Origin of the sequence: Hydrogenophaga sp. (genome assembly GCF_031426985.1) — a bacterium.
Lineage (GTDB): Bacteria > Pseudomonadota > Gammaproteobacteria > Burkholderiales > Burkholderiaceae_C > Hydrogenophaga.
In genome coordinates, this window is record NZ_JASJOY010000186.1 from 44759 (window position 1) to 54933 (window position 10175).

General features: G+C 69.5%; 8 protein-coding genes. 2 read left to right on the forward strand and 6 right to left on the reverse strand.

The window, feature by feature from the left end:
• Positions 1 to 4: 4 nt before the first annotated feature.
• On the reverse strand, positions 5 to 958 hold the full coding sequence (locus tag RMP09_RS19740) for a LysR family transcriptional regulator (protein ID WP_310567672.1): 954 nt from the start codon (positions 956 to 958) through the stop codon (positions 5 to 7).
• Positions 959 to 1053: 95 nt separating this feature from the next.
• Here RMP09_RS19740 and xdhA point away from each other — a divergent pair, with 95 nt between their 5' ends.
• Together xdhA and xdhB are read left to right on the forward strand one after the other, a co-directional pair.
• A complete protein-coding gene (gene xdhA / locus RMP09_RS19745) occupies positions 1054 to 2553 on the forward strand; it encodes a xanthine dehydrogenase small subunit (protein WP_310567673.1) in 1500 nt (499 codons plus the stop codon).
• Positions 2550 to 4940 carry a xanthine dehydrogenase molybdopterin binding subunit gene (gene xdhB, locus RMP09_RS19750; protein WP_409559763.1) on the forward strand — a complete coding sequence of 797 codons (2391 nt, stop codon included), beginning with the start codon at positions 2550 to 2552 and terminating at the stop codon, positions 4938 to 4940. Before xdhA ends, xdhB begins: the two co-directional genes overlap by 4 nt.
• 18 nt (positions 4941 to 4958) lie before the next feature.
• Here xdhB and RMP09_RS19755 read toward each other — a convergent pair whose 3' ends face one another.
• From RMP09_RS19755 to RMP09_RS19775, 5 genes are all read right to left on the reverse strand, one after another.
• Positions 4959 to 5825 (reverse strand): alpha/beta hydrolase, encoded by an 867-nt coding sequence (locus RMP09_RS19755; protein WP_310567674.1) that lies wholly within the window; start codon positions 5823 to 5825, stop codon positions 4959 to 4961.
• 20 nt (positions 5826 to 5845) lie between these two features.
• Positions 5846 to 7186: a sigma-54 dependent transcriptional regulator gene (locus RMP09_RS19760; protein ID WP_310567675.1), complete on the reverse strand. Its 1341-nt coding sequence runs from the start codon at positions 7184 to 7186 to the stop codon at positions 5846 to 5848.
• Positions 7183 to 9156: an ATP-binding protein gene (locus RMP09_RS19765; protein ID WP_310567676.1), complete on the reverse strand. Its 1974-nt coding sequence runs from the start codon at positions 9154 to 9156 to the stop codon at positions 7183 to 7185. Before RMP09_RS19765 ends, RMP09_RS19760 begins: the two co-directional genes overlap by 4 nt.
• Positions 9153 to 9887: an amino acid ABC transporter ATP-binding protein gene (locus tag RMP09_RS19770; protein WP_310567677.1), complete on the reverse strand. Its 735-nt coding sequence runs from the start codon at positions 9885 to 9887 to the stop codon at positions 9153 to 9155. Before RMP09_RS19770 ends, RMP09_RS19765 begins: the two co-directional genes overlap by 4 nt.
• Before the next feature lie 18 nt (positions 9888 to 9905).
• The coding region (locus RMP09_RS19775; RefSeq protein ID WP_310567678.1) for an ABC transporter permease subunit at positions 9906 to 10175 on the reverse strand (270 nt) is incomplete at its 5' end.

Consider the following 10175-nt stretch of genomic DNA (forward strand, 5'->3'; position numbering starts at 1 on the left):
TTATTCAGGCCACCGCGTCCTGGGCTTCGGCCGGGCGCAGCGAGGCCGCCACCGACTTGATCTGCTCGCGCAGCCAGCGGCCGGCCAGCGAGGCATGGGTGCGCTCGTGCCAGAGCTGGTAATACAGCAGCCGCGGAAACTCGATCGGACAGGGCAGCACCTTGACCGGCAGCTGGTCCACGAACCGCTCGGCGTAATGGCGGCCGGTGGTCAGCACCAGCAGGCTGCCGGCCACCATGGCCGGGATCAGGCCGAAATGCGGACAGCGCGCCACGATGTTGCGCGAGATGCCGCGGCTGGAGAGGAAGTCGTCGATCGCGCCGCGCGCGCCGGGGTGCATGGGCGTGGGGGCGATGTGTTCGGCCGCCAGCCAGGCGGCTTCGTCCCAGCCGCGGCGCACCGCCGGGTGCTGGATCGAGACCAGGCTGACGATCTGGTCGCCGAACAGCCGGCCCAGGTGCAGGTCGCCCGGCGGCTTGGGCCAGTTGCCGATCACCACGTCCACATGCCCCTGCGCCAGGTGGGTGCGGTAATCGCCGTCGGCCGAAAGGGGGTGGATCTCGATCGGGCAGTTCGGCGCCTGCGCCTTGAGCTGGATCACCAGCTGCGGCAGGAACTGCGGGTCCAGGTAGTCGCTGGCGGCGACGCTGAAGGTGTGGCGGGCGGTGGTGGGGTCGAAGCTGCGGGCGTCGGAAAAGAGCACTTCTGCACTGCGCAGGATTTCGGCCGCCGGCTCCACCATGCGCAGGCCGGCGGCGGTGGGCATCATGCCCGAGCCCGAACGCACCAGCAGCGGATCGCCGGCCAGTTCGCGCAAGCGTTTGAGGGCGGCGCTGACCGCCGGCTGGTACATGCCCAACTTCAGTGCCGCACGCGACACGCTGCGCTCGGTCAGGACCGTGTGCAGGACGCGAATCAGGTGCAAGTCAATCTTGTCGAACATGGACATGTATTTCATACCCGGTGGGGACGCGTGGAAATGGCACCTGAAGCATTCTGACCATACGTCAGAGCATATGCCGTGCCATGCCGGCTGGCGCTAAGCTGCCGCGCATGAAGCCTGAAATACCCGGACAAACCCTGAGATTCCTGCGCCGAGGCCAGACCGTGGCGGTCGGCAATGTAGCACCCGACCGCACCCTGCTGGAGCTGCTGCGCGACGACCTGCACCTGAGTGCCACCAAGGAAGGCTGCGGCGAGGGCGACTGTGGCGCCTGCACCGTCGTGCTGGGCGAGGTGGTCGACGGGAAACTGCAATACAAAGCCATCAACAGCTGCATCCGGCTGGCCCATTCGGTGGACGGCATGGCGGTGTTCACCGCCGAGGACATCGCGGCGCCCTCGGGCGAGCTGCATCCCAGCCAGGAAGCCATGGTCCGGTGCCACGGTTCGCAATGCGGCTTCTGCACGCCCGGCTTTGTCATGAGCCTGTTCGGCCTGTACCAGAACACGAGCGGCGGCCAGGGCGTCACCCGAGAACAGGCCCAGGTGGACCTGTCGGGCAACCTGTGCCGCTGCACCGGCTACCGGCCCATCCTCGACGCGGCGCAACAGATGGGCGCCCTGCCCCTGCCCGCCGGCTGCGCGGTGGACGAAGCGGCCACGGTGGCGGCGCTCAAGGCGCTGAAACCCAAGGCCGACGCGGATGCGCCCTACCTGCGGCCCCGCAGCCTGAACGCCCTGCTGCAAGCCCGCGCCGCCCACCCCCAGGCCCAGGTGGTGGCCGGCACCACCGACGTCGGCCTCTGGGTCACCAAGCAGCACAAGCGCTTTGCGCAGGTGCTGGACGTGACGGCGGCGCGCGAACTGCAGCGCGTCGAGACCTACCCGCAGCACATCGCCATCGGCGCCGCGGTCACGCTGACCGATGCCTTCGCCGCGCTCGTGAAGGAGCGGCCGCAGTTGCAGACCTTCGGCCAGCGCTTTGCCGGCCTGCCGGTGCGCAATTCCGGCACGCTGGGCGGCAACGTGGCCAACGGCTCGCCCATTGGCGACTCCATGCCGCTGCTGATCGCCCTGGGCGCCAGCGTGGTGCTGATGCGATGGAAGAAGACCAAGGCCGGCGGCGGGATCGCCCACCGCGAGCTGCGGCTGGAAGACCTCTACACCGGCTACCGCACGAACGTGATGCGGCCCGACGAACTGCTGTGCTGGATCAAGGTGCCGCGGCCGAACGGGCATGCGCTGGAAAAAATCTACAAGATCAGCAAACGTTTCGACGACGACATCTCCGCCGTCTGCCTCGCCATCCAGATGACGGTCAAGGCCGGCGTGGTGCAACAGGTCTCCATCGGCGCCGGCGGCGTGGCCGCCACCCCGGCCCGCGCCCGCCGGACCGAAGCCGCCCTGCTCGGCCAGCCCTGGAACGCCGACACGGTGATGGCCGGCGCTGCCGCGCTGCGCGCCGAGTTTCAACCCATCAGCGACATGCGCGCCAGCGCCGCCTACCGGCAGACCGTGCTGGGCAACCTGCTGCAGCGCTACTGGCTCGAAAGCCAGGGCCTGCAGGGCATCAACCTCGACAGCCTCAAGACCGTGGAGGCCCTGACATGAACGCACCCGACCTTCTCCAACCGACCACATCCGTTCACCCTGAGCCTGTCGAAGGGCTCACGACGGCTTCGGCAGTGCCTGTCCTGCGCCTGTCGAAGGGCTCAGCCCGAACGGGCGGGGCTGCCGCGGCTGGCCAGTCCCGATTCCATGAAAGCGCCCGCGCCCAGGTGGCCGGCGCCGCCACCTACATCGACGACATCCCCGAGGTGCGCGGCACGCTGCACGCCGCGCCGGTGTGTTCGCCCGTGGCGCATGGCCGGCTCAAGGGCATCGACGCCACGGCCGCGCTGGCCCTGCCCGGTGTGCGCGCCTTCATCGGTGTTACCGACATCCCGGGTGACACCACGCTGGCGGCCTTCGCGCACGACGAGCCGGTGTTCGCAATGGACACGGTGCAGTTCCTCGGCCAGGTCGGCGGCCTGATCGTGGCCGACGACGCCCTGACCGCGCGCCGCGCCGCGCGGCTGGTGACGTGGGCCATCGAGGCGCTGGACCCGGTGCTGACGGTGCACGAAGCCCATGCGCTGGAAAGCTATGTGCTGCCGCCGGTGCACGTGACCCGCGGTGATGCGCAAGCGGCGTTGAAACGCGCGCCGCACCAGCTGGAAGGCGCTTTCGAGGTCGGTGGCCAGGAACACTTCTACCTTGAAGGCCAGATCGCCTACGTGCTGCCGCTGGAGCAGCAGCAGTGGTGGGTCCACAGCAGCACCCAGCACCCGGGCGAGGTCCAGCACTGGGTCTCACACGCGCTGGGCCTGGCCAACCACGCGGTCACGGTCGAGTGCCGGCGCATGGGCGGCGGTTTCGGCGGCAAGGAGACGCAGGCCGGTCACCTGGCGGTGTGGGCCGCGGTCGCGGCCAACAAGCTGCGCTGCCCCGTCAAGCTGCGGCTGGACCGCGACGACGACTTCATGCTCACCGGCAAGCGCCACCCCTTCGCTTACCACTACCGCGTCGGCTTCGACGACTCGGGCCTGCTGTGCGGGCTGGACCTGGAGATGCTGGCGAACTGCGGTTTCAGCGCCGACCTCTCGGGCCCGGTGGCCGACCGCGCCATCTTCCACGCCGACAACGCCTACTTCCTCGAAGACGTCGCGGTCCACTCCTACCGCTGCAAGACCCACACGCAGAGCCACACCGCCTTCCGCGGCTTCGGCGGGCCGCAGGGCGTGATCGTGATCGAACGCATCCTGGACGACATCGCTCGCGCCCTTGGAAAAGACCCGCTGGACGTGCGCCTGCGCAACCTGTACGGCGTGGAAGACCGCAACGTCACCCACTACCAGATGCCGGTGGAGGACAACATCCTCGAACCGCTGATGACGCAGCTGGCGCTCACCAGCGGCTACCGCGAACGGCGCGAGCAGATCGCATCGTTCAACGCGCAGAGCCCCATCATCAAGAAAGGCTTGGCACTGACGCCGGTCAAGTTCGGCATCAGCTTCACGGCCACGCTGTTCAACCAGGCCGGCGCGCTGGTGCACGTCTACACCGACGGCAGCGTGCAGGTGAACCACGGCGGCACCGAGATGGGCCAGGGCCTGAACACCAAGGTCGCGGCCATCGTGGCCGACGAACTGGGCGTGCCCTTTGACAAAGTGCTCAGCACCGCCAGCGACACCAGCAAGGTGCCCAACGCCAGCGCGACCGCGGCCAGCAGCGGCACCGACCTGAACGGCCGCGCGGCCCAGTTCGCCGCGCGCCAGGTGCGCCAGAACCTCGCGGCCTTCGTCGCGGGGCTGGACGGCGTGGGCGCGGGAGCGGTGCGTTTTGAAGCGGGCCAGGTCATCACCGACAAGACCACCCGGCGCTGGGAAGCCGTGGTCGGCGCGGCCTACGCCAACCGCATCCAGCTCTGGAGCGACGGCTTCTACCGCACGCCCAAGATCCATTACGACAAGACCACCATGCTGGGCCGGCCGTTCTACTACTTCGCCTACGGCGCGGCGGTGAGCGAGGTCGCCATCGACACGCTGACCGGCGAGAGCCGGGTGCTGAAGGTGGACATCCTGCACGACGTGGGCCGCAGCATCAACCCGGCCATCGACATCGGCCAGATCGAGGGCGGCTTCGTGCAGGGCATGGGCTGGCTCACGACCGAGCAATTGGTCTGGAATGGCAAGGGACTGCTGCAGACCCACGCGCCCAGCACCTACAAGATCCCGACCACCGGCGACGTGCCGGCGCATTTCAAGGTGGATCTCTGGCCCGAAGCCAACCGCGAGGACAACGTGCACGGCAGCAAGGCCGTGGGCGAACCGCCGTTCATGCTGGCGATCAGCGTGTTCGAGGCGCTGCGCGATGCGGTGGCGCAGGCGGGCGGGCGGCCCGAAGCGATGAACGCGCCGGCCACGGCCGAAGAGGTGCTGCGCTGCCTGACGGCCTGAGGCACCACCACGCCGCCGCTACAGGGCCCGCAAGGTGCCGTCGGTGGCGATGCGACAGCCCGGCGCCTGCGGACCACGTCCCATCAGGTGCAGCAGCCGCTGCGTCAGTGCATGCGCGACCTCGGGGTGGTCGGCGAGGTGCGCCAGCACCTTGTGATCGCAGCCGTCCAGCACGATCTCGCTGAGCCGGTCAGCGGCAGCATCCCTTATCGCATCGAACACCTCCGCCGGAATCGGGCTGTAGACGGTGCGGCGCGCCCCGGCGCCGTCCGCGACCTCGACCAGGCCGGCCGAGCGGCCGCACACGCCGCCGTGCCGGTCGGCGGGCAAGCCGTCGTGCTGCCCGGTGATCAGGATCACCCGCCCCGGGAAGCGCCTGAGAAACGGCAGCGAGGGGGAATCCATGAAGCCGAACGGCGTCGAGATCGCCCGGGTGAAATCCGGGCCGTAGTGCGGCACCGAAAAAGCGGCCTCCGGGTAGAGCGCCGGGCCACTGAGGATCAGCGTCCTCACGGTCTGCCCGAAGTGCTCGGCCACCTTCATCGCCAGCGCGCCGCCCAGGCTGTGGCCGAACACCGTGTCCGGCCCGGCACCGAGGCGCTGCGCGAACCGCAGGGCCTCCTGCAGGTTGCGGGCGAGCGAGGTCTGCGCGCTGGGCAGGGGCGAACCGTCCCCATGCCCCGACAGGTCGCATCCGAGGCTGGCGACGTCCGCCGCCTGCAGCGGCCGCAGCAAGGGGTCCAGCCGCCGGTGATCGGAGCGCGCGCCGTGCAGGGCCAGCAGACCGCAGGGCGCGGCAGAAGCCGCATGGCGGTAGCGCCCCACGAGCGCATACCCGTCGAAGGTCTCGGTGAAACGGCCGTCCGCCTCCTGGTCCGACGTCATCAGTGCCGCCGAGCCCGCGCCTAGCGCAGACCGTGCTTCTTGATCTTGTCGACCAGGGTGGTCTTGGGCAGGCTCAGGGCCTTGGCGGTCTGACCCACGTTGCCGGCGTGGCGTTCCAGCGCGTCGGCGATCAGGCTGCGCTCGAACTGGTCGACCGTCTCGGCCAGGCCGGGTTCGCCCGCCGCCGCGGTCTCGGACGGCGCCGCGTGCGGCGACACCCATTGCGGGCCCACGCCCAGCACCAGCGCGTCGGCCACGTTGCGCAGCTCGCGCACATTGCCTGGCCAGTCGCGCGCCATCAGCTGGCGCAGCTGCGCGGGCGGCAGCCGCGGCGCCGGCCGGCCGTAGCGGCTGGCGGCCAGCAGCATGAAGTGCTCCAGCAGCATGGGAATGTCCTCGCGCCGCTCGCGCAGCGCGGGCAGCTCGATGTTGACCACGTTCAGCCGGTACACCAGGTCGGCGCGAAAGCTCCCCTGCTGCGCGCGCGCCAGCAGGTCGTCCTTGGTGGCGGCGACCACGCGCACGTCCACCGGGATGCTCTGGTTCGAGCCCAGGCGTTCGATGCAACGTTCCTGCAGCACGCGCAGCAGCTTGACCTGCACGCCCATCGGCATGCTTTCGAGTTCGTCCAGAAACAGCGTGCCGCCGTTGGCGTGTTCGATGCGGCCGATGCGGCGCTTCTGCGCGCCGGTGAAGGCGCCCGGCTCGTGGCCGAAGAGTTCGCTGTCGAGCAGGCTGTCGGGCAGGCCGCCGCAGTTGAGCGCCACATACGGTGCGTTGCGGCGACGCGAGTGGTCGTGCAGCGCGCGCGCCACCACCTCCTTGCCGGTGCCGGTCTCGCCGCGGATCAGCACGTCCACCGGTGAGTCGGCGATCTCGGTGATCAGCTGCCGCACGCGGGCGATGGCGGGCGCGTGACCGACCAGCTTGCCCTCCAGCCCCTCGCTGAGCGTGAGCGCGCGGCGCAGGTTCGCCACCTCCAGCGTCAGGCGGCGTTTGTCCAGCGCGCGCTGCACCACCTCGACCAGCTGCTCGGGTGAAAACGGTTTGGGGATGAAGTCGTAGGCGCCGCTGCGCATGGCCTGCACGGCCAGGTTCACGTCGCCGTGGCCGGTGACCATGATCACCGGCAGGTCGGGGTCGAGGTCCTGCGCCTCGGCGATCAGCGACAGGCCATCGGCGCCGGGCAGGCGCATGTCGGTCACGACCACGCCGGCCATGCCGGGGCTCAGGTGCGGCAGCACGGCTTCGACCGAGTCGAAGGCGCGCACGGCGATGTCGGCCAGTTGCAGGGCCTGCACGCAGCCCAGCTGCAGATCGGCGTCGTCTTCGACCAGGAAAACGGTCAGGGAGGGGTTCATCGGCTCGGGATCGGGGTGTCGGCGGGCGGCTCGGCGGGCACGGTCAGGACGAAGCAGGCCCCGCCGTCCGGGTGGTTGTGCGCCTGCAGGTCACCGCCGAATTCTGCGGCAAGGTCGCGGCAGATCGCCAGGCCCAGCCCCACGCCGCTGGGCTTGGTGGTGTAGAAGGGTTCGAACAGGCGCTGCTGGTCGGTCTCGCTCAGGCCCTTGCCGCTGTCGTGCACCGTCAGCGCCACCATGGGCACGCCCGACACCTCGCAGCGCTCGGCGCTCAGGGTCAGCACGCGCGGGTCCGCCTCGCGCATCGCGTCCAGCGCGTTGCCGATCAGGTTGACCAGCACCTGTTCCAGGCGGTTGGCGTCGCACCAGCCGGTCCACTGGCCCGGTGCACAGCGGTTGTCCACCCGCACCTGGTCGTGCCGCACGCGCAGCTGGTAGAGGAACAGCGCCTGCTCGACCACGCGCCCGACATCGGTGGCCCCCGGCGAAGCGCTGGACTTGCGCGAGAAGCTCTTGAGCGGGTCGATGATGCGCGCCATCTGCTCGACCAGCCGCGCGACGATGGACAGGTTGTCCTGCGCGGCGGCGTGGTTGCCGCGGCGCATGAACTCGGCCGCGTTGCCCGCCAGCGTGCGGATGCCGCCCAGGGGCTGGGTCAGCTCGTGCGTGATGCTGGCGGCCAGCTGGCCCAGCACGGCCATCTTGCCGGCGTGCACCAGCTCATCCTGCGCGGCGCGCAGCGTCTGCTCGGTCTGCTGGCGTTCGGCCACCTCGCGGCGCAGCTGTTCGTTGGTGTCGGTCAGTTCCTGCGTGCGCAGGCCCACCTGGTGTTCCAGATCGGCGTTGGCCTGTTCCAGCAGCCGCTTGGCCGCCTGCTTCTGGCGCTCGATGCGGCGGCGCTGGCTCCAGTACAGCGCCAGCAGGATCAGGAAGGCCGCCGACACCGCGCCGCCCACGCCGTCGATCAGCGCCTGCTGGCGCACCGCCGACAGGCTGGTGAAGATCAGCACGCGCCAGTCCATGCCGTCCAGCGAACGGCCCAGCACCAGGTGGCCGGCCCGGTTGCCGCCGGCCCCGAGCGCCTCGCGGTGCCGTGCCTCGTCGCCCGAGACGAAGCCCTGCACCTCCTGCGTGTCGTCGTCGACCGACAGCAGCACCTTCACCGGAAACAGCGGCAGCCGCAGCGCGCCGTAGGTCTGCGCCAGCTGCAGGTCGACCCGCCGCTCGGCCGGCAGCGGCTCCAGCGAGGTGTAGCGCCAGGCCGGCTGCGACGAGAGGATGACCACCTGGTTGGCGTCGGCCACCAGGGCCGGGGCCGCCAGCATGGGCCAAGTCTGTTCCAGCGCGTCCAGCCCGATCTTGATCGCCGCCACGCCCAGCACGCGGGGGCCGTCGTAGATCGGGTGCGAGGCGAAGTAACCGGCCTGCCCGCCGCTGCCGATGGCGAAGTGCCGGGTCGAGCGCCCGGCCAGCGCCTCCAGATAGTAGGGCCGGTAGGAGACGTCCTCGCCCAGCAGGCTGTCGTCGCGTTCGGCCACGTTGCTCGACGCCAGCACGATGCCGCGCACGTCGAGCACGTAGACCGCCACGCTGCCCAGGTGGGCGTTCAGGCGCGCGAGGTAGTCGTTGGCGGCGCGCTCGCGCACCGGGTCGGGGGCGCGCAGCAGCGACAGCACCGCCGGGTTGAGCTGGATGGTGGCGGGCACCGGCTCCAGCCGGCGCACGCGCGCCTCGACCACCGAGGCGAACAGGTCCAGCCGGCCGTTGGTGGCGGCCTTGAGGCTGTGTTCCCCCTGGGCAAAGCTGCGCTGGTAGACCAGCGCCCCCGCCCCCGCCACCAGGGCCAGCCCCAGCAGCACCAGCAGGAACCGGCGCACCAGCCAGCCCGCCCGGCCGGACAGGGGTCCGTGGCCGGGCGCGATGCCGGACGGACCGGTGATCGGGGCGGGTGCGTCGGTGGGCAGGCTCAATGCTGGAGGATTTTGGAGAGGAAGTCCTTGGCGCGGGGCGAACGGGCGTCGGGGTTGCCGAAGAACTCGTCCTTCTTGCAATCTTCGACGATCTTGCCGGCGTCCATGAAGATCACCCGGTTCGAGACCTTCTTGGCAAAGCCCATCTCGTGCGTCACGCACATCATGGTCATGCCTTCGTTGGCCAGCTGCACCATCACGTCCAGCACCTCGCCCACCATCTCGGGGTCCAGCGCCGAGGTCGGCTCGTCGAACAGCATCACGATCGGGTCCATCGACAGCGCGCGCGCAATCGCCACGCGCTGCTGCTGGCCGCCCGAGAGCTGACCGGGGAACTTGTCTTTGTGCGCCATCAGGCCCACGCGGTCGAGCATTTTCAGGCCGCGCGTCTTCGCCTCTTCGGGGTTGCGCCCCAGCACCTTGATCTGCGCGATCGTCAGGTTCTCGGTCACCGACAGGTGGGGGAACAGCTCGAAGTGCTGGAACACCATGCCCACGCGGCTGCGCAGCCTGGGCAGGTTGGTCTTGGTGTTGGCGATGCTGACGCCGTCGACGGTGATGTCGCCCTTCTGGAAGGGTTCGAGCGCGTTGACGGTCTTGATGAGGGTGGACTTGCCCGAGCCCGAGGGCCCGCAGACCACCACCACCTCGCCCTTCTGGATGGTGGTGCTGCAGTCGGTCAGCACCTGGAAGCTGCCGTACCACTTGGAAACGTTCTGGATGTTGATCATGTGGGGTTCTCCCGGGCTTCAGCGGATGATGGCGATCTTCTTCTGCAGGCGACGCACCAGCATCGACAGCGAGAAGCAGATGACGAAATAGACGACGGCGGCGACCAGGTAGGTCTCGACCGGGCGGTTGAAGTTCTTGCCCGCCACTTCAAAACCCTTGAGCAGGTCGTAGGCGCCGATGGCGTAGACCAGCGAGGTGTCCTGGAACAGGATGATGGTCTGCGTCATCAGCACCGGCAGCATGTTGCGGAAGGCCTGCGGCAGCACGATCAGCTGCATGGTCTGGCC